21 protein-coding genes are annotated in these 22,099 nt (G+C 60.1%); 3 read left to right on the top strand and 18 right to left on the bottom strand.

Going from position 1 to position 22,099, the window contains the following annotated elements:
* The 7 genes from CKW29_RS16055 to CKW29_RS16025 all read right to left on the bottom strand — a co-directional run bounded on the left by CKW29_RS16055 (position 1) and on the right by CKW29_RS16025 (position 8,641).
* Entirely contained in the window at positions 1–804 is an 804-nt protein-coding gene (locus tag CKW29_RS16055; protein WP_095147064.1) for an ABC transporter ATP-binding protein, read from the bottom strand.
* Positions 801–1,946, bottom strand: coding sequence for an ABC transporter permease (locus tag CKW29_RS16050; RefSeq protein WP_095147065.1), 1,146 nt, complete (start codon positions 1,944–1,946; stop codon positions 801–803). The genes CKW29_RS16055 and CKW29_RS16050 overlap by 4 nt, the downstream gene beginning before the upstream one ends.
* A gap of 54 nt (positions 1,947–2,000) precedes the next feature.
* Positions 2,001–3,044, bottom strand: a complete 1,044-nt coding sequence (locus CKW29_RS16045) for a DUF5924 family protein (RefSeq protein ID WP_095147066.1) — start codon at positions 3,042–3,044, stop codon at positions 2,001–2,003.
* A 102-nt stretch (positions 3,045–3,146) separates the two neighbouring features.
* On the bottom strand, positions 3,147–4,526 hold the full coding sequence (locus CKW29_RS16040) for a pitrilysin family protein (protein ID WP_095147067.1): 1,380 nt from the start codon (positions 4,524–4,526) through the stop codon (positions 3,147–3,149).
* 79 nt (positions 4,527–4,605) lie between these two features.
* Positions 4,606–6,264, bottom strand: coding sequence for a Na/Pi cotransporter family protein (locus tag CKW29_RS16035; RefSeq protein ID WP_095147068.1), 1,659 nt, complete (start codon positions 6,262–6,264; stop codon positions 4,606–4,608).
* A gap of 212 nt (positions 6,265–6,476) precedes the next feature.
* A complete protein-coding gene (locus CKW29_RS16030) occupies positions 6,477–7,247 on the bottom strand; it encodes a TerC family protein (RefSeq protein WP_095147069.1) in 771 nt (256 codons plus the stop codon).
* Positions 7,248–7,333: 86 nt separating this feature from the next.
* A complete protein-coding gene (locus tag CKW29_RS16025) occupies positions 7,334–8,641 on the bottom strand; it encodes a CitMHS family transporter (RefSeq protein ID WP_095083401.1) in 1,308 nt (435 codons plus the stop codon).
* A 342-nt stretch (positions 8,642–8,983) separates the two neighbouring features.
* On the opposite strand from CKW29_RS16025, the gene CKW29_RS16020 reads away from it, so the two are divergent.
* Positions 8,984–9,385 (top strand): GFA family protein, encoded by a 402-nt coding sequence (locus CKW29_RS16020; RefSeq protein ID WP_095147070.1) that lies wholly within the window; start codon positions 8,984–8,986, stop codon positions 9,383–9,385.
* An 8-nt stretch (positions 9,386–9,393) separates the two neighbouring features.
* Here the strand turns inward: CKW29_RS16020 and CKW29_RS16015 are convergent, their stop codons facing one another.
* The 11 genes from CKW29_RS16015 to CKW29_RS15970 form a co-directional block, all read right to left on the bottom strand.
* Positions 9,394–11,355, bottom strand: a complete 1,962-nt coding sequence (locus CKW29_RS16015; RefSeq protein ID WP_095147071.1) for a DUF4105 domain-containing protein — start codon at positions 11,353–11,355, stop codon at positions 9,394–9,396.
* Positions 11,352–11,672, bottom strand: coding sequence for a DUF2388 domain-containing protein (locus CKW29_RS16010; protein ID WP_095083395.1), 321 nt, complete (start codon positions 11,670–11,672; stop codon positions 11,352–11,354). The genes CKW29_RS16015 and CKW29_RS16010 overlap by 4 nt, the downstream gene beginning before the upstream one ends.
* A gap of 27 nt (positions 11,673–11,699) precedes the next feature.
* Positions 11,700–11,795: a DUF2388 domain-containing protein gene (locus tag CKW29_RS26085; RefSeq protein ID WP_371850668.1), complete on the bottom strand. Its 96-nt coding sequence runs from the start codon at positions 11,793–11,795 to the stop codon at positions 11,700–11,702.
* Between the two features lie 63 nt (positions 11,796–11,858).
* On the bottom strand, positions 11,859–12,176 hold the full coding sequence (locus tag CKW29_RS16005) for a DUF2388 domain-containing protein (protein ID WP_095083393.1): 318 nt from the start codon (positions 12,174–12,176) through the stop codon (positions 11,859–11,861).
* Between the two features lie 172 nt (positions 12,177–12,348).
* The gene (locus CKW29_RS16000) at positions 12,349–12,567 is read right to left on the bottom strand and encodes a DUF1127 domain-containing protein (protein WP_095147072.1); all 219 of its coding nucleotides are present in this window, start codon (positions 12,565–12,567) and stop codon (positions 12,349–12,351) included.
* Between the two features lie 270 nt (positions 12,568–12,837).
* Positions 12,838–13,053: a DUF1127 domain-containing protein gene (locus CKW29_RS15995; RefSeq protein WP_095083390.1), complete on the bottom strand. Its 216-nt coding sequence runs from the start codon at positions 13,051–13,053 to the stop codon at positions 12,838–12,840.
* 319 nt (positions 13,054–13,372) lie between these two features.
* The gene (locus CKW29_RS15990) at positions 13,373–14,866 is read right to left on the bottom strand and encodes an acetyl-CoA hydrolase/transferase family protein (RefSeq protein WP_095147073.1); all 1,494 of its coding nucleotides are present in this window, start codon (positions 14,864–14,866) and stop codon (positions 13,373–13,375) included.
* 180 nt (positions 14,867–15,046) lie between these two features.
* Positions 15,047–16,498, bottom strand: coding sequence for an NAD(P)(+) transhydrogenase (Re/Si-specific) subunit beta (locus CKW29_RS15985; protein WP_095148829.1), 1,452 nt, complete (start codon positions 16,496–16,498; stop codon positions 15,047–15,049).
* Complete coding sequence (locus tag CKW29_RS15980; protein ID WP_003187010.1) at positions 16,498–16,821, bottom strand: NAD(P) transhydrogenase subunit alpha; 324 nt, start codon at positions 16,819–16,821, stop codon at positions 16,498–16,500. Before CKW29_RS15980 ends, CKW29_RS15985 begins: the two co-directional genes overlap by 1 nt.
* A 15-nt stretch (positions 16,822–16,836) precedes the next feature.
* A complete protein-coding gene (locus CKW29_RS15975) occupies positions 16,837–17,958 on the bottom strand; it encodes a Re/Si-specific NAD(P)(+) transhydrogenase subunit alpha (RefSeq protein WP_095147075.1) in 1,122 nt (373 codons plus the stop codon).
* Positions 17,959–18,386: 428 nt separating this feature from the next.
* On the bottom strand, positions 18,387–19,307 hold the full coding sequence (locus CKW29_RS15970; RefSeq protein WP_095147076.1) for a LysR family transcriptional regulator: 921 nt from the start codon (positions 19,305–19,307) through the stop codon (positions 18,387–18,389).
* 156 nt (positions 19,308–19,463) lie between these two features.
* On the opposite strand from CKW29_RS15970, the gene CKW29_RS15965 reads away from it, so the two are divergent.
* Positions 19,464–20,645 carry an acyl-CoA dehydrogenase gene (locus CKW29_RS15965; RefSeq protein ID WP_095147077.1) on the top strand — a complete coding sequence of 394 codons (1,182 nt, stop codon included), beginning with the start codon at positions 19,464–19,466 and terminating at the stop codon, positions 20,643–20,645.
* 13 nt (positions 20,646–20,658) lie between these two features.
* Entirely contained in the window at positions 20,659–21,879 is a 1,221-nt protein-coding gene (locus tag CKW29_RS15960; protein ID WP_095147078.1) for a CaiB/BaiF CoA-transferase family protein, read from the top strand.
* Positions 21,880–22,099 lie beyond the last annotated feature (220 nt).

Here is a 22,099-nt window from a genome sequence, read left to right as displayed (position 1 = left end):
TCATACCTCGTTGAGCTGTGAAGCGGCTGTCAGCGCCGCGCGGCCACGTGGGCCATGGAAGTACTCGTGAATCCACGGGTCGCTGGTCTCGGACACGACGTCGATGGCATCGGCCACCAGCACCTTTTTCTGCGCCAGCACCGCCACCCGGTCGGTGATGGTGTAGAGCGTGTCGAGGTCGTGGGTCACCAGGAACACACTCAGTCCCAACGCATCGCGCAGCGTCAGGATCAACTGATCGAATGCGGCTGCACCGATAGGATCAAGGCCCGCGGTCGGCTCATCGAGAAACAGGATGTCCGGATCCAGCGCCAGTGCCCGGGCCAGTGCAGCACGTTTGATCATGCCGCCGGACAGCGAGGCCGGGTACTTGTCGGCCGCCGACAGGGGCAAGCCGGCGAGGGCCAGTTTCACGGCGGCTAGGTGCTCGGCATCGTCGCGGCTCAGCCCGGCGTGTTCGATCAGTGGCAGCGCGACGTTTTCAGTCACGGTCAGCGACGAGAACAATGCGCCCTTCTGGAACAGCACGCCGAAGCGCCGCTCGACCATTGAACGCTCATGCTCCGACAGGCTGGGCAGGTTCTTGCCAAATACCGTCACGTTGCCTTCGCTGGGCTGGCGCAGGCCGACGATGCTGCGTAGCAACACCGACTTGCCGCTGCCGGAACCACCCACTACGGCGAGGATCTCGCCCTTGTATAGATCCAGATCGAGATTCTCATGCACGCTTTGCTTGCCGAAGCGGTTGCACAGTCCACGGACTTCGATCACCGCTTCGGTGGGTGCACGGGGTAAGCGACTCACCAGCCCATCTCCATAAAGAACATCGCGGCCACCGCATCCAGCACGATCACCACAAAAATCGACTGCACCACGCTTGAGGTCGTGTGTGCGCCCACGGACTCGGCGCTGCCGCTGACCTTGAAGCCTTCCAGGCAGCCGATGGCGGCGATCAGGAAGGCGAAGATCGGCGCTTTGACCATGCCCACCAGAAAGTGCTGAACGCCAATGTCCGATTGCAGTAAGGACAGGAACATCGCCGGCGAGATATCCAGAGAGAGGGCGCAGACCACCCCGCCGCCGACAATCCCCGAGAGCATGGCCAGAAACGTCAACATGGGCAGTGCCACCAGCAACGCCAGTACCCGCGGCACCACCAGCAACTCGGTCGGGTCCAGGCCCAGGGTGCGGATGGCATCGATTTCTTCGTTGGCCTTCATGGAGCCGATTTGCGCGGTGAAGGCACTGGCAGTGCGGCCAGCCATGAGGATCGCGGTCAGCAATACGCCAAATTCACGTAAAAAGGAGAAGGCCACCAGGTCCACGGTAAAGATGCTCGCGCCAAAGCTGGCGAGTACTGTCGCCCCGAGGAACGCCACTACCGCGCCCACCAGAAAGGTCAGCAAGGCGACGATGGGGGCGGCGTCGAGCCCGGTTTGTTCGATGTGTGCCACCATCGGGGTGATCCGCCAGCGCTTGGGGCGAAACAGCCCGCGGGCGATGGTTTCCAGGATCAGGCCGACAAAGCCCAGCAGTTGCAGGGTGTCTTGCCAGACGGTATCGACAGCGCGACCAATCCGGGTCAGCAACTGGACGCCAACGCTGATGTCGGGTTCTTTGACGGGGATGCAGAAGTCGGCCATTGAGCAATAGACCGTTTGCAGCAGCGCGCGGTCGGCGGCTGACAGGCTGCAGTCGGGGTGTTCGGCCGATTTGCCGAGGCGCTCGGCCCCCAACAGTTCGACCAGCAAGGAAGCGCCTGCCGTGTCGAGGGCACCCAGTCCGTTAAGGTTAATGGTGGTGCGCTCGTCGTACTGACCTTTGAGGGTTTCACGCAGGCGCTTGAGGTCGGCGTAATGGGCGAGCGTCCAATCCCCCGTGATCCTCAGCAGCGCGGGGGTCTGCGAGGTATCGAGTCGGGCACTGCCGGTTATCGTATTGCTCATAAGCTCCTTGCTTGTTCGGCTGATACGCAGTGCTACGTAATAGCATGATCGCCGTTACTTTACCTCGTTCGGCGCCTGATTGTTTTGACCTGCGTCGCTCACGACGAAGCGCAGGACACCAATCACCTGGCCGTCTTCGGTCAGTACCTGAACCTGCCATTTACCCACCGGATTGCCGGGGAAATTCTGCTTGTGGGTCCAGGCCCGGTAGCCCTCCTTGCGCCCGCCGTGGATATCCAGGGCAATGCGGTCGACCTCTTTGCCGTTGAACTTCCAGACGTGATAAATCCGCTCGTCCAGCCCGCGCGGGGCGTTGATCGCGGTGTAGGCGTACAGGCCATCGCGGCTCAGTTGGGCAACGCTGACCTGATGCAGGCTGTCGCCTGGCGTACGGTCCTGCAGTTGGGTGCTGATGGCCACCTCGGTCATCCACAAGGTGGCCGGCGGTACCCACGAGCGCATGAACCAGCCAGTTGCCCCGATGACCAGGGTGATGCACAGCACGCTCAGCCCGCCGCGCAGTGTGCGAATCGGAAAGATCGAGGCCAGGCTCGGGAACGACAGCAGCATGGCGGTGCCCAGTGCCAGTTTGAAGCTCTGTGCAGTGGTCAGGTGCAGGATGATCGGCAGTGCGGTCAGCAGGGCGGCGAACAGCGTCAGGGTGTGCATGGCCAGGAACAACCAGCGCCGCGGTGCCAGCCACTTGTAGTACAGGGGGTCGATGATCGAGATCAGCGCCGCGGCGCCGAGCAGCCCGGTGAACACCAGTTGCCCGCTGTTCCAGGCGGTCGTGATGAAAAAGAACGGCAGGACGAAGAACAGGCTTTCCTGGTGGATCATCTGCGTGGCATAGCGCAGCAGAGGTTGCGGAATTTCGCGCTTGAACACCTTGGCGAACAGTTCGGTCAGGCTGTTTTCCAGCATCAGCCAGACCCAACTGACCAGCATGATGATTGCAATCCAGGTCGCCAGACCTTGTTGGCGGTCAACCAGGATAAAGCTGCCGATCCCCGAGATGAAACCACCCAGGGCAATGACCCCGGGGTAGCGCTTCATCAGTTCGAGAATGCGCTGTACGGTCTGGGGGAGATTAGGCATTGGACGGTTCACAGTGCTCAAGGGAAAAACCCGCACAGGATACCGCTGGCACACTGATGTTGCGAGAAGCCTGTGGCGAGGGAGCCAGTGCCCTCGCGATCGTTACGGGTGCCTGCGATGCCAACGCCAGCCCAGCACACCGAATACCAGCACCCCCAACATGCCACCCAACAACCACAGCACCTGGTCATCGCTGAGCAGTGGCTTCTCGATTCGCAGGTAACCCGGCTGGTCGAGCAGTGCATGCAGGGCCAGGTTGGCCTGTTTGAGCGTCACCGCGCGCAAGCGTCTGGCGGGGTTGTCGAAGCGACCGTCTTCATAGTCTGACAGGGCGCTCCAGTAGTAGTCGGCCAATCCGCTGTTGCCTTGCACGGCCCAGGCTTGCCGGGTAATGGCCGCCTGTTTCAGGCGCTCGAAGCCGACAGGGTCGAGGCCGTTTTTCAGCAGGTCGGCCTTGAGCTCATCCAGGACCTGCTGCGCCTGCGGCAGGTCATCGCGCTCAAGATCCGCATTGAGGCTCATGAAGCCTACGCCACCGAACACTTCGCGTTCGGCGGACGGGCCATAGGACAAGCCATGTGCCAGTCGTAGCTGACGGTAAAGCGCCCAGTCGAGGTAGTCCTTGAGCAGATCGAAGGTCTCGTCGTACTGATCGTCGAGCACCGGCTCCGGGAGCAGCCAGTGCAGCCTGGCACCGTCGCCCACCCATCCGTGGATCAGGTTGCGCCGGGCCTGGGCGGTGTTCTGAATCTGCGGCAGGGGCGGATGCGCGGTGGGCTCGATCGGCTTGAGTTGACCGAAAGTGCGTTCAAGGTAGGCCGGTAGCAGGCGATCGAGGTCGCCCACGATAATCAGCGTCATGTTATTGGGGGCATACCAGTCCTTGCGCACCCTCTTCAATTGTTCGCGGGTCAGATGATGGACTTCGGCCCGCTCCGGGCACTTGAGGCCCAACTCCACGGCCAGTTGATTACTCGCCGTGTGGCCCAGGTCCTGGCGGTCGAGCCAGCGTTGCAGGTGGGTGTAGTGGCCACCATCTTCACGTTCAACCACCTGTTTGGCGGCGCGGATGGCCGTGTCGTAGATGCGGGTTTTGGTCAGCAGTGCCAACAGGACGTCCAGGACCTTACGCTGGTTTTTCGCCGGGGCTTCGATGACGAAGGTGGTGTCGGCATTGCTGGTGTAGGCGTTCCATTCACCCCCCAGCCCCTGCATGCGCTCTTCAAGCCCACCCTCGCCTCCGGCGTCGATGCCGCTGAACAGCACATGCTCAAGCAGGTGAGGCAGTTCTTTGTCAGCGCAGGCGAAATCATCAAGGCCAACTCCAACCACCAGACGAATGGCGACATGGCCACGTTCACTGCCGGGTTTGAGCAGAATCTGCAGGCCGTTTGGTAGCACGTAACCTTCAACCTGAAAGCGGTCCAGGGCCCATGAGCAGGTGGAGCCGAGCAGCAGACACGCGAACAACAGACAACGCATAACAACCTTCCTGGCGGGTAGAGGCGGGAGCGAGGGTTTTCATTCAGCTTTTATAGGGACTTTTTACAACGCTAGACGTTCAGGGTGAATGGGTGATGTCAGCCATGTCCTCGACAGCCAGGGCGCCGGTTTCGAAGGTTTCCAGCACCACGTAGGCGCTGCCGCAGAACAGTGAGTTCAAGCGTTTCATGTCGGCAATCAGCTCCAGGTGCAGCGAGCTGGTCTCGATGCTTTGTACGATTTTTCTTTGTAGCCGGCTGACGTGGGCATGGGCCAGGCGTCTCTCCTGAGCCCGAAAGCGGCGTTTCTCGCGCAACAGCTGTCGGGCACTTTCCTTATCGGCGCTGAGAAACACCGACAACCCCAGGCGCAGGTTGGCGATCAATTGATGGTGCAAACCGGCCAGTTCTTCTAGGCCGACGTCGGAAAAGGAGCGACGCTGCGAGGTCTTTTGCTGCTGAACCTTGCGCAGCATACGTTCGATCAGGTCCGAGGCGAGCTTCAGGTTGATCGCCAGCTCGATGATTTCCGCCCAGCGCCGGCTGTCCTGGTCGCTGAGGTCTTCGCGGGGCATCTGCGCCAGGTAGAGCTTGATCGCGCTATAGAGGGCTTCAACGTCATCGCTCAAGCGCCGCACTTCCTGGGTGACGGCGGTCTGCTTGCCGCGCAGCACGTCGAGCATGGCTTCGAGCATGTTATCGATCAGGTCGCCGATGCGCAGGGTTTCCCGGGAGGCGTTGGCCAGGGCCAGGCTCGGGGTGGTGAGGGCTGTTGGGTCCAGATGCCGGGGTTTTGCCTGACCGTTGGTTTCCGGACGCTCCGGTAGCAGCCAGGCGCAGAGCCGTGCCATCGGGCTGACGGTGGGCAGCAGGATCAGGCAGCGAAGGGTGTTGTAGAGCAGATGAAAACCGATCACCAGGCCCTGAGGGCTGAAATCAAGGCTGTCCATCCAGTGCACCAGCGGGTCGAGTACCGGAATGATCAACAGCAGGCCGATCATTTTGTACAGCAGGCTACCCAGTGCGACTTGCCGCCCTGCGGCGTTTTGCATGCTGGTGCTGAGGAATGCCAATACACCGCTGCCAATGTTGGCGCCAATGACCAGGCCAATGGCCACTGGCAGGCTGATCACTCCGGCGCCGGCAAGGGTCGCCGTGAGCAGTACCGCCGCCAGACTGGAGTAGGAAATCATCGCGAACAGTGCGCCGATCAGGGCATCGAGCAGGATGTCGCCGGTCAGCGAGGCAAACAGCACCTTGACGCCCTGGGCATGGGTGATGGGAGCCGCGGCTTCGACGATCAGTTGCAGGGCCAGAATAATCAGCCCTAGGCCAATCCCTACCCGGCCGAGTTGGCCTGCGCGAGTTTGCTTGCGCGAGAGAAAGAGAATCACGCCCAGGAAAATCAGCAGCGGCGACAGCCAGGACAGATCCAGGGTCAGGACCCGCGCCATCAACGCGGTACCGACATCGGCGCCGAGCATGGTTGCCAGGGCCGGCGTCAGTGCCATCAGGCCCTGGCCGACGAATGAAGTTACCAGCATCGCGGTGGCGTTGCTGCTCTGGACCATGGCGGTCACCAGGATCCCGGCGATGAAGGCCAGCCAGCGCTTGGACATGTTGCGGCCAATGACGTGGCGCAGGTTGGAACCGTAGACCCGCAGGATGCCGGTTCGCACGATGTGCGTGCCCCAGATCAGCAGGGCCACCGCAGACAATAGATTGAGCAGGGTCAGCATAGTGGGCCCCCTGAATGCATAGCGCCCCAAAGGGGCAAGTTGACGGTGCCGCGTAACGTTATGGATTCTGTACTTAAGCTGTAGTTGGCGAATGGTCCTGACGCCAGCATCGCATAGCTAAAGAGGTGATTGAAACAAAGCTGTCATGAAAACAGCGTTCTGCAGACGTGAAAAAGGGGCTCGAAAGCCCCTTTTCCTGCCGCGCAGTCGGGTTACTGGCCCGGGATGTCCTTGCGCAGTTTTACCGGCTCGTGAGCCAGGTTCTTCTTTTTCGCCATTGCCGAGCGCATCTTGATGTTGAACGCTTCGACAGCCAGCGAGAACGCCATGGCGAAGTAGACATAGCCTTTTGGCACATGCACTTCGAAGGCTTCGGCGATCAGCACGGTACCCACCACCAGCAGGAACGACAGCGCGAGCATTTTCAGCGATGGGTGCTTGTCGATGAACTCGCTGATTTTGCCAGCTGCCAGCATCATCACCAGCACTGCAACGACGATCGCGGCCACCATGACCGGAACATGGGACACCATGCCGACGGCGGTAATGACCGAGTCCAGGGAAAATACGATGTCGATGATTGCGATCTGGATGATCGTGTAGAGGAAGTTGCCGCCCTTGCCGCTTGGCTCGTCGGTTGTTTCGTCCTCACCTTCCAGTGCGTGGTACATCTCCTGGGAGCTTTTCCACAGCAGGAACAGGCCACCGAAGAACAGGATCAGGTCCCGTCCGGAAATACCCTGGCCGAAGATTACAAACAGATCTGCGGTCAGACGCATGACCCAGGTGATCGACAGCAGCAACAGGATCCGGGTGATCATGGCCAGCGCCAGGCCAAAGATCCGGGTACGTGCCTGCATATGCTTGGGCATGCGGCTGACCAGGATCGAGATCATGATGATGTTGTCGATGCCCAGAACGATTTCCAGGGCCGTCAGTGTGAAGAAGGCAACCCAGATCTCCGGGTTGGTCAGCCATTCCATGTGTATTCCTTTGAGCGAGTGTTAAACCACGACGCCAGCCGCTTCAAACATCGAAGTCAGGCTGGCGGCGCAGTGATGTGAGGATGTTACAGGGTGCTGAACAATGGAAAAATACCCATCAGCAACGCGGCGACCAGTATGCACAAGCAAACCAGCACTGCCCACTTGAGGGTGAAGCGCTGGTGATCGCCGAATTCGATCCCGGCCAGCGCCACCAGCAGGTAGGTCGAAGGCACCAGCGGGCTCAGCAAGTGTACGGGTTGGCCAACGATCGAGGCACGGGCCATTTCCACGGCGGTGATGCCATAGTGGCTGGCGGCTTCGGCGAGAACCGGTAACACGCCGTAATAAAATGCATCGTTGGACATGAAGAACGTGAACGGCATGCTCACCAGTGCGGTGATCACGGCCAGGTACGGGCCCAGGAACTCCGGAATCACGGCCAGCAAGCTTTTGGACATGGCATCGACCATGCCGGTGCCGGACAGGATACCGGTGAAGATACCCGCGGCAAAGATCAACCCGACGACCGCCAGTACACTACCGGCGTGAGCCGCCACGCGGTCCTTCTGTTGTTGCAGGCACGGATAGTTGACGATCATCGCGATACTGAACGCGACCATGAACAGCACGGGCAGTGGCAGCAGGCCGGCGATCAGGGCGCACATCAGGACCAGCGTCAGGGCACCGTTGAACCAGATCAGCTTTGGACGACGGGCGTCCGGGAACTGGGAAACGCTGATCTCGCTGTGGTCGATCTCATCGCCTGCCAGGTGCAATTCACCCAGGCGTGCACGCTCACGCTTACCGTACAGGTAGGCAATCGCCAGGATCGCCACCACGCCGGCAAGCATGGCCGGGATCATCGGCACGAAAATGTCCGACGGGTCGACATGCAATGCGCTGGCGGCTCGGGCGGTCGGGCCACCCCAGGGGGTCATGTTCATCACGCCACCGGCGAGGATGATCAGGCCGGCCATGATCCGCGGGCTCATGCCGATGCGGCTGTACAACGGCAGCATGGCGGCCACGCAGATCATGTAGGTGGTCGCGCCGTCACCGTCCAGGGACACGACCAGGGCCAGCACGGCGGTGCCGACGGACACCTTCAGCGGGTCGCCCTTGACCAGCTTGAGGATCTTGCGCACCGCCGGGTCAAACAGGCCGGAGTCGATCATCAGTGCGAAATAGAGAATGGCGAACATCAGCATCACCCCGGTCGGGGCCAGCTTGGTGATGCCTTCGAGCATCATCGGGCCGATCTTCGGCGCAAAGCCACCGAACAGGGCAAACAGGATCGGAACGATGATCAGGGCGATCAGCGCCGAGAGGCGCTTGGTCATGATCAGGTACATGAACGTGATGACCATGGCAAAGCCAAGGAAAGTCAGCATGGGAATACTCCAGGCGTAGCGCGACTAGGGAATGGCGGACCGGATGGGGTCAGCGCAGAACGGGAGGCACGAGGCGTACGAAGGGAGTCGGGGCGAACAGGCGGGTAGGAGCGAACATCAGAATCACCATTGTTGTTGTTAAATGGGCCGGGCAAACGATGCAACGTTCGCGTCGGCCAACCGGTCTATTGCCGGTAGTGAGGCGATCCTAATCGGCCAACCTTTCAGCTACCTTTCGCAGAACAAACAGCGGACGAGATGTTCAAGGTCGCAGGTTGACGCCTAAAGTAATGGGCTGGACGCCGACCGGACGGCCCGAAGCCTGAGTAGGGGGATCTGCAGATGAGCGAACTTCACACCGGTGGATGCCATTGCGGGCAACTGCGTTATGAATTCAGCGGGCCATTGCGCGACATCGCCCATTGTCACTGCTCGATATGCCGACGGGTCAGCGGAGGTCTGGTGACCACCTGGATCACCCTGCCCCGCTCTGCATTCCGATGGCTGGCCGGGACTGCGGCGCGGTACGACTCTTCTGAAAACTGCGCGCGGTTTTTCTGCGCCCATTGTGGTGCGCACCTGGCGCTGATCACTCAGCTGAGCCCGGACACCATCGACGTGACCATCGCCACCCTCGACCATCCTGAGCACGCCCCGGCCGACCGGCACATCTGGACCGACAGCCGCTTGCCCTGGCTGCACCTGGATGAGCAGTTGCCTGAAGAGGCACAGGAAAGCCTGTAGCCCAGGCCTCAAGGCAGCTCCAGGCCTCCGGCTGCCTTGTGCAGGGCTCGCAGGTGTTCACCCAATTGCTTGAGGTTGGCCTCGCTGGCTGCAATTTCTGCTGCGCGCGCGGGTTCCAGCAGCGCCCTCACCTCTTTGTCCAGATCGCCGGTCAGCGCCAGCAGTTTCTTCTGCCGGGTGCTGCTCTCCGATTCCAGGCGTTGCCATTCATTGGCTTGCGGCAGTCCATAGCCGCCCCTGTCGAGCAATTCCGCGGGGCGGCTGAGGAAGCCGCTGTTAGCGAGAATCTGCTGCAAGGTCTGGTTGGCTTTATCCATGCCGCCGTTCGTCAGCTCGCGGGCGTCCAGGTAGCGTTGTTTCACTTCATTCTGGGCCAGCATCAGTTGCTGGCGGAAACTGGCCTGTTCCAGCAACAGCAGCGCGGCGCTGGTCCGCAGATCGGCCTGGTCAAACCACGGGCGACGCTCTGCGGCGCTCAAGGCCAGCCAGTCTTCAACCTTGTCCTGTCTGATCGGCAGGTGTTTTTTCAGTACCTCGAACATGGCCTGGTAGCGGTCACGGAACGAGTCAAAGCGATAGCCAAGGCGCAAGGCTTCACGTGGATCGTCGAGCACGCTGGTGTCCGCCAGTCCCCGGGCCTTGAGCACTTCCAGCAAGCCGTTGGGCATGATGCTGTCCAGCCCGGTCAACTGCGGGTTGTGACTGCCGCTGCGCAACAGCTTCAGGCTTTCGACCGCGCAGTTGTTGGACAGGAAGAAGTAGTTGCCGTCGTAGCTCCAGTGCATCTCCGCCGCGTGCTCGACCACCTCTTCGATTTCGCTGCGCGACAGATTGAGCGGTACCGAGGCCAGGCTGCGCAGTTCGGTCTTGGTGTATTCGTCGATGACCTGGGACAGCGGCAGCACGAAAAGCCGCGACGGGTACTTGCCGACCAGACCGTCCCAGCTCGAGAGCTGTACGTCCCCGACGAACGCTCGGTAGGACAATACCAGTGAGTATTCCAGGTCCAGGCGACAGTCCGGCCCGCGTGGGCGGCCCGGTGCGCAGATCACCAGGCGCAACATGCTGTGGCCCCAGCGACTGACCAGGTTCTGGTTGGCTTCGGCCAACAGGTAGTCAACGGCGTAGACCCGTTCAGGATCGACCTGCCCCAGCGGCTGCCTGGCGAAGTCGTTGCCGGCGTTCAGGAAGGCGTAGGAGCTGGCGCAGGTGTCTTTGGTGGCGGGTGCCCAGCCAAAGTGTTCCTGGTAATAGCGGTACAACGCGGGACGGCGGCAGGCGTAACTCGGGTCGAGGAGGAAGTACTCCATGTTGACCGCGACGAATTCCTTGGGGCTGCTGGTCTCGTAGAGATCCGGGCTGCGGACGATCTGGCGGTTGTGTTGCTCACGTTCACCCCGACGACCGACGTACTGCTGCCAGCCGGCCAGGTCCAGCAGGCGCGGGTCGTCACTCAGGGTAAAGCGACGCCCCGTCTGGCCACGGCACTGATCGGGGATGCCGACCAGTCCCGAACTGTTGTTTTGTCGCGTGCAGCGCTGGATCAGCACACGTTCGGGGCCTGACCACAGGCGCGCACGGTCGTAGATATGGGTGAGTTCGTGCAGCACCGTGGCGAGCATTTCCCGGCGTACGGTGCCGTGCGGGCGATGGGTTTTTTTCGTCGCGGCACTGCCGTCGGTCAGGCTGGCCAGCAGCTTGCGATTGAGATCGAGTTCCGACACCAGCGACGCCTGGCCGTAAGCGTTGCTCGGCATGTTGTCGGTCCAGCCGACATCGATGCGACGGTCCAGTTGCTCGATAAAGCGTGGCGGCAGTGCCTGCATCGCTTCATCCAGCAGTGCCTGGCTGGCCTGTTGCTCTGCCGGGCTCAAACCTTCGGTCTTGAGGTGTAGTTGCAGGCTGGCTTGCGCTGTGCCGCCGAGCAGCAACAAGCATGCACTCAGCAGCCAGGTGACGAGCGGCCTCACAGTGCGAGGATAGCTTCGGCGAGGACCTGATCACTGGCGTCGCGAGCTTCAGGCACGCGGGTGCGCAAGGTGTCGAAGGCGGCTTCCAGGTGCGCGCCACGGATATCACCGTTGCTGGCAACGAAACTGGCGGCATCGTCCCGGGCCTCACGGATGACTTTCATGTCGCGGATCGAGGTGGTGGTATCGGATGTGAAATCCAGGGTGCGCTGGGTCGCACGGATCAATATGTTGCTGGTGGCTACCAGGGTGTGTGCCTGGGCCACATCGGCCAACAACAGTAGGCCAAGGGTGGCAGCAATCAGCGGGTTACGCATGGAACGACTCCGGAAGAACAGGGATAACTATTGGACGAGAATTGTCTGTGCCAGTTCAAGCTCGCTGACACGAAGTTTTGGCGGAGCCTGGCGCAGGTAAACCAGCGCAGGCTCCAGGCGCACGGCTCGGGGCAGAGCCTGCGCGGAGGAAGCGGGGCCGGTCAGGCCGACCCCGTTGACGTGCAATCAGATGGTCAGGATGGCCTGAGCCAGCTGTGCATCGGTCGCGCTCAGCTGTGGAACCTGCTTGCGGATGTGCTCCAGAGCGCTTTCCAGGCGAACGCCACGGATGGCGCCTTCGCTGGCCACGAAGCTGGCCGCATCGTCGCGAGCCGCTCGTACGATCTTGTCGTCGCGGAACGAAGAGGTGACATCGGAGGTCGCGTCGGAAGTGGCTTTGAGTGCGCCGACAATTGCGTCAGTGGTGGCGATCAGGCTGGTCGCGTGCGAGTTGGCGGCAACGGCCAGCAGGGCCGCAGCGCTGAGCAGACGAAGACGGGACATGGGGGTAACTCCTGTTGATGAACAAAAACCAAAAAGTGGTGCTGAATACGCCGGGCAACACACCGTGTGTCGCGTTGAAGCTGTGAATCAGACGCGTCATACGCAGTGTTCGCCACGTGTTCTTGGATATTAGGCCGTTGCCCAAGGGTTCGAATAGTCCCATCGCACTTTGTCACACCTCCAATCGCCAAAATGGCCTATCCAGTTCGGCGGCTCGGTCCGAGTGGCTCAGGCCAATGTCGTGCAGTTGCTGGTCATTGAGTTGAGCCAGCAGGCGCCGGGTTCGTGCCCTCTCCATGCAACGACCGGTAGCCGCGAACAGGCGGGCCATCAGCTTGAGGGTGCTTAAGCGCTGGGGGCGTGGGAGCGAAATATCGAGTGAGCGGTCCATGATGAAGTCCTCGCGCAGAGGCTGGTAAAGCAGCCTTGGGAGAACAGGGTGAGCTTTTCTGTGGCACTGGAGCAGCTACAGCAGTGTTTAATTGTACTGGTTCAGTTGTTTGGTATTTGAAACTGTACCTGTCAGGCATCAACGCTTCTGTACCGACGTTTATTCAGCCCTGAAACGACAAAACCCGTCGCGATTGCCCGCGACGGGTTTTGTGTATGCAATTCAGGGTGCTGGCGGTGGACCCGGTGGGTCAGGGCCAGCGACGCTAACTTAGCGCCAGAACGGCTTGCTCAGCTCTTCGTAACGCTGTGCTTCGCTAATCCCTGCGTCAGCCAGCAGACGCGAATCCAGGCGAGCCAGTTGGTGGCGGCTGGAGATGCGGCGTTGCCACAGCATCAGGTTGGCGAGAACGCGCAGAGGCATGGAAGCCTGGGTTTTTTCAGCTTTGTCTTCGAAGAACAGTTCGGAACTGAGTGTACGTTCCATGATTGACATCCTTCCGCTTGTGGCGGGATTAGGTAGTGGTTTAACTGGTACCCATGATCCTCTCGTTTGGCCAGTCTCTCTAGATACAGTTCACCTGTATTGTGAGGGACCAGTTAACTGTTAATAGGGGCTGTACTGGTCTAAATTGAGGCAACTGTACCTATCTGCACTGTAGTAGTGCATTTTTAAGGTTTTTGTCTGGGAAGGTAGGCAAATAGGGTAGGAAAAGGCCGGTACAGTAGTACAGTTTTTGCTGGATTTTGATTGAGTGAGGGCGAGCTGACGAAACTGTGTTTGCGCCAGCCGCCTTCTGTATCAATCACACGGCGAGCATGTGACCGGTTTCTTCCAGGTTCATGTGCCAGCTGAGTGCATCGCGCAGGATGTGTGGCGTGTGTCCGCCGAGGGCGCAAGCCTTGTCGAAGTAGTCATTCAGCGCCTGGCGATAGTCCGGGTGCACACAGTTGTCGATGACCACCCGGGCACGCTCCCGAGGTGCCAGGCCGCGCAAATCGGCAAGGCCGATCTCGGTAACCAGGATGTCCACATCATGTTCGGTGTGGTCAACGTGGCTGACCATCGGCACCACGCTGGAAATCGCCCCGCCCTTGGCAATCGACTTGGTGACGAAGATCGACAGGTGCGCGTTACGGGCAAAGTCTCCCGAGCCGCCGATGCCGTTCATCATCCGCGTGCCGCAGACGTGGGTGGAGTTGACGTTGCCGTACAGATCGAACTCCAGGGCAGTGTTGATGCCGATGATGCCCAGGCGACGAACCACTTCAGGGTGGTTGGAGATCTCCTGCGGGCGCAGCACCAGCTTGTCCTTGTAGCGCTCCAGATTGCCGAACACATCGGCATTGCGTCGGCTCGACAGGGTGATCGAACTGCCCGAGGCAAAGCTCAGTTTGCCGGCGTCGATCAGGTCGAAGGTCGAGTCCTGCAGCACTTCGGAGTACATGGTCAGGTCTTCGAATGGCGAGTCGATCAACCCGCACATCACGGAGTTGGCGATGTTGCCAATACCGGCTTGCAGCGGCCCGAGCTTGTTGGTCATGCGCCCGGCGTCCACTTCCTGCTTGAAGAAGTCGATCAGGTGGTCGGCAATCGCCTGGGTCTCGCTGTCGGGCGGCAACACCGTGGACGGTGAGTCCGACTGATTGGTGATGACGATCGCGACGATTTTTTCCGGCGGGATCGGGATGGCGGTGCTGCCAATGCGATCATCGACCTTGACCAGCGGGATCGGGGTGCGGGTCGGGCGGTAGGTCGGAATATAGATGTCGTGCAGACCTTCCAGGTTCGGGTTGTGCGCCAGGTTGATCTCGATGATCACCTGCTGGGCGAAAATCGCGAAACTGGCGGAGTTGCCGACCGAGGTCGTGGGCACGATGTGGCCTTGCTCTGTGATTGCCACGGCTTCAATCACCGCGATGTCCGGCAGCTTGAGTTGCTGGTTGCGCAGCTGCTCCACGGTCTCCGACAGATGCTGGTCAATGAACATGACTTCGCCGGCGTTGATCGCCTTGCGCAGTGTGCTGTCGACCTGGAACGGCATGCGACGGGCCAGCACGCCGGCCTCGGTGAGTTCTTTGTCGAGGTCGTTGCCCAGGCTGGCACCGGTCATCAGGCTAATCTTCAGCGGCGTGACCTTGGCGCGCTCGGCCAGTGCATGGGGCACCGCCTTGGCTTCGCCGGCGCGGGTGAAACCGCTCATGCCGACGGTCATGCCGTCTTGAATCAGAGCGGCAGCATCGGCGGCGCTCATCACCTTATCCAACAACGAAGGCAAGCGAATACGGTCACGGTACATGGATTGTTATCTCGGGCAGCGGAAGCAAGATGCGCAGTCTAGTGATTTCAAAAAAATTCGTCCCGCTACCATGGTCGAATGCCGATCGCTGATTTAGAGCCTTTGGTCGGGTTATAGCGGGTAATAAAAAACCCCAGCCTACTAGAGGCTGGGGTTTGGGGTATTGCGCTGGCGCAGGTTTTAATCGACTGCTTTAACCATATCCTCGATGACTTTCTTGGCGTCACCGAAGACCATCATGGTTTTGTCCAGGTAGAACAGTTCGTTTTCCAAACCGGCATAGCCGCTGGCCATCGAACGCTTGTTGACGATTACGGTCTTGGCTTTATAGGCCTCGAGGATCGGCATGCCGGCAATCGGCGACTTCGGATCGTTCTTCGCCGCGGGGTTGACCACGTCGTTGGCGCCCAGCACCAGCACCACGTCGGTCTGGCCGAACTCGGAGTTGATGTCCTCCATCTCGAACACTTGCTCATAAGGCACTTCGGCCTCGGCCAGCAGGACGTTCATATGGCCTGGCATCCGCCCGGCGACCGGGTGGATCGCAAACTTCACAGTGACACCACGGTGAGTCAGCTTCTCCGCCAGCTCCATCAGCGAGTGCTGGGCACGTGCCACCGCCAGGCCGTAGCCCGGCACGATGATCACGGTGTCGGCGTTGGTCAGCAGGAACGCGGCATCGTCGGACGAGCCGGACTTCACCGGACGAGCTTCCTGGGCGCCAGCTGGGCCTGCGGTATCCGTTGCACCGCCAAAACCGCCGAGCAGTACGTTGAAGAACGAGCGGTTCATCGCTTTGCACATGATGTACGAGAGGATGGCACCGGAAGAACCCACCAAGGAGCCTGCGATGATCAGCATCGAGTTGTTCAGCGAGAAGCCGATACCCGCTGCTGCCCAACCGGAATAGCTATTGAGCATTGACACCACCACCGGCATATCGGCACCGCCGATCGGGATGATGATCAGCACGCCCATCACGAAGGCCAGGGCCAGCATCAAGGCGAAAGCGCCGAGGTTGCCGGTCAGCATGAAGGTGATGCCCAAGCCGAGCGTCGCCAGGCCCAGCACCAGGTTCAGCTTGTGCTGGCCGCCAAACTGTACCGGTGCGCCCTGGAACAGGCGGAACTTGTACTTGCCCGACAGCTTGCCGAAGGCAATTACCGAACCGGAGAAGGTGATGGCACCAATCGCCGCGCCAAGGAACAGTTCCATGCGGTTACCGGCCGGGATCGGATCACCCAGCTGTTTGACGATGCCCAGCGACTGCGGCTCGACCACGGCGGCGATGGCGATGAACACGGCGGCCATACCGATCATGCTGTGCATGAACGCGACCAGTTCCGGCATCTTGGTCATTTCAACGCGCTTGGCCATGATCGAACCGGCCGTGCCGCCCACCAGCAGGCCGACGATCACATAGCCGATACCCGCGGTGGCCCCGCCTTGCTCAAAAGAGAGCGCGCCCAGCTTATAGATGAGACCGATGGTGGTGACGATTGCCAGCGCCATGCCGAGCATGCCGAACAGGTTGCCGCGGCGTGAGGTGGTTGGGTGCGACAGGCCTTTGAGGGCCTGGATAAAGCAGATCGACGCGATCAAGTAGAGCGTCGTTACGAGGTTCATGCTCATTACTTGGGCGCCTCTTCTTTTACGGCTTTCGGGGCTTTTTTCTTGAACATCTCAAGCATGCGGCGGGTGACCAGGAAGCCACCGAACACGTTGACCGCAGCCAGTGCCACGGCGAGGGTGCCCATGGTCTTGCCCAGCGGTGTCACGGTCAAGGCGGCCGCCAGCATGGCGCCAACGATCACGATCGCGGAGATGGCGTTGGTCACGGCCATCAGCGGCGTGTGCAAGGCGGGTGTAACGTTCCAGACCACGTGATAACCGACATAGATCGCCAGCACGAAGATGATCAGGTTGTAGATACCGGGGGAGATAAGCTCTTCCATCGTCTGAATCCCTGCTTAGGCGTTTTTGCGGATGACTTGGCCATCGCGGCACATCAGGCACGCGGCGACGATGTCGTCTTCTAGGTTGATCTCGAACTGGCCTTCTTTGGTGAAGACCAGTTTCAGGAAGTCCAGCAGGTTGCGGGCGTACAGCGCCGAGGCGTCTGCACCGACCTGTGCGGCCAGGTTGGTCGGGCCGGCAATCGTCACGCCATGCGCGACGATCACTTGATCGGCCACGGTCAGCGGGCAGTTACCGCCTTGCGCCGCTGCGAGGTCGATGACCACCGAGCCCGGTTTCATTTGCGCGACGGTTTCCGCGCTCAGCAGGACTGGCGCCTTGCGACCCGGAATCAGTGCGGTGGTGATGACGATGTCAGCCTGCTTGGCGCGCTCATGCACGGCCTGGGCCTGACGTTGCATCCAACTGGTCGGCATCGGGCGAGCGTAACCGCCAACGCCGACCGCGCACTCACGCTCTTCGTCGGTTTCGTACGGGACGTCGACGAACTTCGCACCCAGGGATTCAATCTGTTCCTTCACGGCCGGACGTACGTCGGACGCTTCAATCACGGCACCCAGGCGCTTGGCGGTGGCGATGGCCTGCAAGCCCGCGACACCGGCGCCCAGAATCAGCACGCGCGCGGCTTTCACGGTGCCTGCTGCGGTCATCAGCATCGGCATGAAGCGCGGATAGTGATGCGCGGCCAGCAGCACGGCTTTATAGCCGGCAATGTTGGCTTGCGAAGAGAGCACGTCGAGGCTTTGTGCGCGGGATGTGCGTGGCGCGGCTTCCAGGGCGAACGCGGTAATGCCGCGCTCGGCCAGTTTGGCAATGGTTTCATTGCTGAACGGGTTGAGCATGCCAACCAGCACGGTTCCACTTTTGATCAGGGTCAGTTCGATGTCGCTGGGGGCGACCACCTTCAGAATCAGCTCTGCACCAAATGCATCGTGGGCGCTGCCAATCACCGCACCTGCCGCTTCATAAGCACTGTCCACAACGCTGGCATTGACGCCCGCGCCGCTTTGCACAGTGACTGTATGACCCTGGCCGATCAGCTTCTTGATGGTTTCCGGGGTTGCAGCAACCCGCGTTTCACCGGTCTGGGTTTCGAGAGGAACACCAATGTGCACGTCAAATCTCCTGCTTGATCTTATTGCTTTGATCTTTCTTGGAAGTCCAGCGCACTGCGGAGGGTGCACTGGGGCGGCCGATCAGCACGACTCCGCCGTATTTCGGGCGGGGCGCGGCATTTTGCAGGCGAACTTTGTGCCCTTCAAGGGATTATGACGGGTGACGGAAAATTAACTACAAGTCACCCCGTGACCGAATGTCGCAACTGAACTGTTCAATCCCTTGCAGGCCGTGCCTTTCAAGGATTCTGGCCGAAATTCAAGAATTTACACATCGGCCGTATGAATGATGCGCCATGGTATCGATTCAAGGCCGCAAAGCCGCGTCGTTAGGCGCGTGTGGCACGATTGTACCGGTTGTGGGTACAGTCTACGGATATGCGACAAATAGTTATATCTGTAGGGCTTTTGGTTATTTGACTACGGGGTCAGCTAATGTCGGGCAGCCCCTGTCCTTCTATGTTGTAGCTGTGAGCCTGCTTGATCAGCCAGTCTCGAAATGCGCGTAAAGAGGCAGATTCGACCTTTCGATCAGGAATCATCAGGTAATAGGCCTTGATACTCGACAGTGCCTGGGTGTTGGCAATGACCAGTCGTTTCTCTGCCAGTTCGCGTTGAATCAGGAAGGGTGGGATCAAGGCAATACCCATGTCATGCATGGCTGCTTGGGCGAGCATGGAGAATAGCTCGTATCGGGGGCCTGTCATGTCGCGGGGGATGTTCAGGTGCTGTGAGTTGAACCATTGACGCCAGGCATAGGGGCGCGTGGTCTGTTGCAGCAGGGGCAGGTCGGCAATCATCTCGGCACTCAGGTGAGTGCGATCGCCCAGCAAGGTCGGGCTGCACACCGGCATTGGGTTCTCCCCCATCAGCCTGTGGGATTCGGTGCCGGACCAGTCGGCATCGCCAAAGTAGATCGCAGCGTCGAATTCGGTGTCGGCAAACAGAAAGGGCCGTGTGCGGTTGGTGAGGTTGACCGTCACTTCCGGGTGTTGCTGCTGAAAGTCCTTGAGTCGTGGCAGCAGCCATTGAGTGCCGAAGGTGGGGACAACCGCCAGTTCGATGACATTGGCGCCCTGCTGGCCCATTACCGACAGTGTGTCGCGCTCAACGGCGTCCAGTTGGGTGGCGACGCGTCGGCTGTAGGAAAGACCGGCTTCCGTCAGCTTCACTCCGCGCCGCGAGCGTCGGAACAGTTCGACGCTGAGGAATTCCTCCAGGCTGGCGATCTGTCGGCAGATGGCGCCTTGAGTCAGCGAAAGCTCCTGGGCCGCCTTGGTAAAGCTCTCGTGGCGGGCGGCGGCTTCGAAGCTGATCAGTGCGGCAGTGCTGGGTATTTTGCGGCGCATGTACGGCAACCTCACACGTTATTGGTGCTTTCAGGGTTTCAGGAAGTTACGGAGTGAGAAACTAGCACAACAGCATGCAAAATCCTCGTTTGCCCAATGCCTAAACGGCGCCTAGGATCAGTCCACGATATTTGACCTACTCGCGAGGACACTCTCATGGCCGGTAAAGCTAGCTTCAACTGGATCGATCCCCTGCTGCTGGATCAACAGCTCACTGAAGAAGAGCGCATGGTGCGCGATAGCGCTGCTCAGTTTGCGCAGGACAAGCTGGCGCCACGCATTCTTGAAGCGTTCCGCCATGAGAAAACCGACCCGGCCATCTTCCGCGAAATGGGCGAGATCGGCCTGCTGGGCGCGACCATTCCCGAGCAATACGGCGGCAGCGGCCTGAACTACGTGAGCTACGGCCTGATTGCCCGTGAAGTCGAGCGTGTCGACTCTGGCTATCGCTCGATGATGAGTGTGCAGTCCTCCCTGGTCATGGTGCCGATCAATGAGTTTGGTACTGAAGCCCAGAAGCAGAAATACCTGCCGAAACTGGCAAGCGGTGAGTGGATTGGCTGCTTCGGTCTGACCGAGCCAAACCATGGTTCCGATCCAGGCTCGATGATTACCCGGGCGCGCAAAGTGGAAGGCGGCTACAGCCTGACCGGCAGCAAGATGTGGATCACCAACAGTCCGATCGCTGACGTATTCGTGGTATGGGCTAAGGACGATGCCGGCGACATTCGTGGCTTCGTGCTGGAAAAAGGCTGGAAAGGGCTGAGTGCCCCAGTCATCCACGGCAAGGTAGGCCTGCGTGCCTCCATCACTGGTGAGATCGTGATGGACAACGTGTTTGTTCCCGAAGAGAACATCTTCCCGGACGTGCGCGGCTTGAAGGGTCCATTCACTTGCCTCAACTCTGCCCGTTATGGCATCTCCTGGGGCGCATTGGGTGCGGCCGAGTTCTGCTGGCACACCGCTCGTCAGTACACCCTGGATCGTCAGCAGTTTGGCCGCCCTCTGGCTGCCACTCAGTTGATCCAGAAGAAGCTGGCCGACATGCAGACTGAAATCACCCTCGCCTTGCAAGGTTGCCTGCGTCTGGGGCGTATGAAGGATGAAGGCACGGCCGCTGTCGAAATCACCTCGATGATGAAGCGCAACTCGTGCGGCAAGTCGCTGGATATCGTCCGTATGGCCCGTGACATGCTGGGCGGCAACGGCATCTCCGATGAGTTCGGTGTTGCACGTCACCTGGTCAACCTCGAGGTGGTCAATACCTACGAAGGCACCCATGACGTCCATGCGCTGATCCTGGGTCGTGCGCAGACCGGTCTCCAGGCGTTCTATTAATAGGAGAGCGGCCATGGGTGCGTTATCGCATTTGCGGGTACTGGATTTGTCGCGGGTACTGGCCGGGCCTTGGGCCGGTCAGATCCTTGCGGACCTTGGTGCCGAGGTGATCAAGGTCGAGCGTCCCGGTAATGGCGATGACACTCGCGCCTGGGGCCCGCCCTTCCTGAAGGATGCCTACGGCGAAAACACCAGCGAGGCCGCCTATTACTTGTCGGCCAATCGCAACAAGCAATCGGTGACCATCGACTTTACCCAGGCTGAAGGTCAGCGCCTGGTGCGTGAGTTGGCGGCGAAGTCCGACATCCTGATCGAAAACTTCAAGGTCGGCGGTCTGGCGGCTTACGGGCTGGACTATGAGTCGCTCAAGGCGATCAACCCTAACCTGATCTATTGCTCGATCACCGGTTTTGGTCAAACCGGTCCTTATGCAAAGCGCGCCGGCTATGACTTCATGATTCAGGGGCTTGGCGGCCTGATGAGCCTGACGGGGCGACCCGAGGGGGATGAGGGGGCTGGACCGGTGAAAGTCGGTGTGGCGCTGACGGATATTCTGACGGGCCTCTACTCGACGGTGGCGATCCTGGCAGCCTTGGCTCACCGGGATCATGACGGTGGCGGCCAGCACATCGATATGGCGCTGCTGGATGTGCAGGTCGCGTGTCTGGCTAACCAAGCGATGAACTACCTGACGACGGGGGTGGCGCCCAAGCGCTTGGGCAATGCACACCCGAACATCGTCCCTTACCAGGATTTCCCGACGGCGGATGGCAACTTCATCCTGACAGTGGGTAATGACGGGCAGTTTCGCAAGTTCGCTGAAGTGGCTGGCCAGGCGCAGTGGGCGGATGATCCGCGGTTTGCGACCAACAAACTGCGGGTGGCCAATCGTGCGGTGCTGATTCCGTTGATTCGCCAGGCGACAGTCTTCAAGACTACTGCCGAGTGGGTGGCGCAGTTGGAGCTGGCCGGTGTGCCGTGCGGGCCGATCAACGACCTGTCGCAGGTATTCGCCGATCCCCAGGTGCAGGCTCGTGGCCTGGCGATAGAGTTGCCTCATGCTTTGGCAGGGTTGGTGCCGCAGGTTGCCAGCCCGATTCGCTTGTCCGAGACCCCGGTTGAGTACCGCAGCGCTCCTCCTCTACTGGGCGAGCATACGCTTGAGGTGTTGCAGCGGGTGCTGGGGCTTGATGGGGCGGCCGTTGCTGCTTTCAAAGAGGCCGGCGTGCTCTGAGGGGTTCTTCTATATAGAAGCGATGCTTTTCCTTGCTTGTCCGGGAGGGAAAACATCGCTTTTGCCCGTTTGTGCAGTTTATTGATAGAAACTCTGAATTAGCAGTTGACGGCGAATTTTATCTGTCTATAATCCGCCCACTTCCGGCGCAGTCGAAACGGAAAACTCCTTGGTAAACAACGAGTTACGCAGTTTTCGGCAGCAGGTTGCTTCAGGTCAT

The organism is Pseudomonas sp. Irchel s3a18, from assembly GCF_900187535.1.
In the GTDB taxonomy this organism is placed as follows: Bacteria; Pseudomonadota; Gammaproteobacteria; order Pseudomonadales; family Pseudomonadaceae; genus Aquipseudomonas.
Note: the sequence above shows the minus strand (reverse complement) of the source record. Positions and strands in the feature narration are given on the sequence as shown.

Excerpts from the sequence above, each read along its gene's own strand:
- CKW29_RS16050 (WP_095147065.1), bottom strand. The coding sequence starts at position 1,946 with ATGAGCAATACGATAACCGGCAGTGCCCGACTCGATACCTCGCAGACC.
- CKW29_RS16045 (WP_095147066.1), bottom strand. The coding sequence starts at position 3,044 with ATGCCTAATCTCCCCCAGACCGTACAGCGCATTCTCGAACTGATGAAG.
- CKW29_RS16040 (WP_095147067.1), bottom strand. The coding sequence starts at position 4,526 with ATGCGTTGTCTGTTGTTCGCGTGTCTGCTGCTCGGCTCCACCTGCTCA.
- CKW29_RS16035 (WP_095147068.1), bottom strand. The coding sequence starts at position 6,264 with ATGCTGACCCTGCTCAATCTATTGTCTGCGGTGGCCCTGCTGATCTGG.
- CKW29_RS16030 (WP_095147069.1), bottom strand. The coding sequence starts at position 7,247 with ATGGAATGGCTGACCAACCCGGAGATCTGGGTTGCCTTCTTCACACTG.
- CKW29_RS16025 (WP_095083401.1), bottom strand. The coding sequence starts at position 8,641 with ATGCTGACTTTCCTTGGCTTTGCCATGGTCATCACGTTCATGTACCTG.
- CKW29_RS16020 (WP_095147070.1), top strand. The coding sequence starts at position 8,984 with ATGAGCGAACTTCACACCGGTGGATGCCATTGCGGGCAACTGCGTTAT.
- CKW29_RS16010 (WP_095083395.1), bottom strand. The coding sequence starts at position 11,672 with ATGCGTAACCCGCTGATTGCTGCCACCCTTGGCCTACTGTTGTTGGCC.
- CKW29_RS16005 (WP_095083393.1), bottom strand. The coding sequence starts at position 12,176 with ATGTCCCGTCTTCGTCTGCTCAGCGCTGCGGCCCTGCTGGCCGTTGCC.
- CKW29_RS16000 (WP_095147072.1), bottom strand. The coding sequence starts at position 12,567 with ATGGACCGCTCACTCGATATTTCGCTCCCACGCCCCCAGCGCTTAAGC.
- CKW29_RS15995 (WP_095083390.1), bottom strand. The coding sequence starts at position 13,053 with ATGGAACGTACACTCAGTTCCGAACTGTTCTTCGAAGACAAAGCTGAA.
- CKW29_RS15990 (WP_095147073.1), bottom strand. The coding sequence starts at position 14,866 with ATGTACCGTGACCGTATTCGCTTGCCTTCGTTGTTGGATAAGGTGATG.
- CKW29_RS15985 (WP_095148829.1), bottom strand. The coding sequence starts at position 16,498 with ATGAGCATGAACCTCGTAACGACGCTCTACTTGATCGCGTCGATCTGC.
- CKW29_RS15980 (WP_003187010.1), bottom strand. The coding sequence starts at position 16,821 with ATGGAAGAGCTTATCTCCCCCGGTATCTACAACCTGATCATCTTCGTG.
- CKW29_RS15970 (WP_095147076.1), bottom strand. The coding sequence starts at position 19,307 with ATGCGCCGCAAAATACCCAGCACTGCCGCACTGATCAGCTTCGAAGCC.
- CKW29_RS15965 (WP_095147077.1), top strand. The coding sequence starts at position 19,464 with ATGGCCGGTAAAGCTAGCTTCAACTGGATCGATCCCCTGCTGCTGGAT.
- CKW29_RS15960 (WP_095147078.1), top strand. The coding sequence starts at position 20,659 with ATGGGTGCGTTATCGCATTTGCGGGTACTGGATTTGTCGCGGGTACTG.